Origin of the sequence: Levilactobacillus namurensis DSM 19117, assembly GCF_001434785.1 — a bacterium.
In the GTDB taxonomy this organism is placed as follows: domain Bacteria; phylum Bacillota; class Bacilli; order Lactobacillales; family Lactobacillaceae; genus Levilactobacillus; species Levilactobacillus namurensis.
In genome coordinates this window covers 1-983 of record NZ_AZDT01000029.1, presented here as the reverse complement: position 1 = coordinate 983, position 983 = coordinate 1, and the positions used below count along the sequence as shown (strand labels likewise).

The following is a 983-nucleotide window of genomic DNA, read 5'->3' as shown; positions in this document are numbered from 1 at the left end:
AATTACCACAACACTATCAAAGGAGAACCTCTATGAGTAAGTCTACTTTATCATTTCAAGAACGAGCTGTCATCCAAGATTGGCATGATTCCGCAAAATCACTGCGATCAATTGCGCGACACCTTAATCGGAGCGTCTCGACCATCTCTTATGAACTACATCGTTTACGGGACCAGCCATACTCTGCTACGGCGGCTCAGAATCAAACAACTTCGCGTCGCACTCAGCGGGGAAGAAAAACCAACTTGACCGCAAATCTCAATGATTTTATTACTGAGGGGATTCGTGTACGGCATCTCTCTTTTGCACAAATTGCACAATTAACCGGTGAGGCTAAGCGAAACTTCTATAATTGGTTAGCTCAGGGCCGCTTAGAAATCACCTCTGAGGAGTTGCCTGATAGAGCTATTCGTTACCAGCGTAGCCATGAAACTCGCGGTAAGGCTGCTTGTGGTCGATCAATTGAAGAGCGAACTAACAACGGTCGCAAGACGATTGGTCAGTTCGAGGCGGACACTGTTCTATCCGGGAAAAAGAAAGGTCAAGCTTTGGCCACAGTGGTTGACCGCGCCTCACGTTTAACCATCACTCGCCGTTTATCTGGACGCGATAGTGGTGCGATGAAAGCTGTATTAGTGGATATTGCTAGCTTGTTGGGAGATAACTTTAAAACCGTTACGGTCGATCATGGTAAGGAATTCGCCAAATATCAAGAATTCGAAGACGAAACGGGCAAGCTTATGTACTTTGCGCATGCCTATTCTCCTCATGAACGTGGAACTAATGAGCAACGAAACAAAATATTACGGCGTTTTGTTCCTAAAGGGCGGCCCATCGAAGATATTACTGATGAAGAACTGGTCGATATCAATTGGAAAATGAACACCATGCCATTAGAATGCTTGAATTGGCGTACACCATTAGAGGTCTTCTGGGAACAGATGAGGTTCTAATAAGTGTTCGGATAATTCTTGCAATCTCCC

1 protein-coding gene is annotated in these 983 nt (G+C 45.2%); it reads left to right on the top strand.

The annotated features are described in order from the left end of the window. Positions 1-32 precede the first annotated feature (32 nt). Positions 33-953: an IS30 family transposase gene (locus FD30_RS05780; protein WP_056944246.1), complete on the top strand. Its 921-nt coding sequence runs from the start codon at positions 33-35 to the stop codon at positions 951-953. Positions 954-983: the final 30 nt, after the last annotated feature.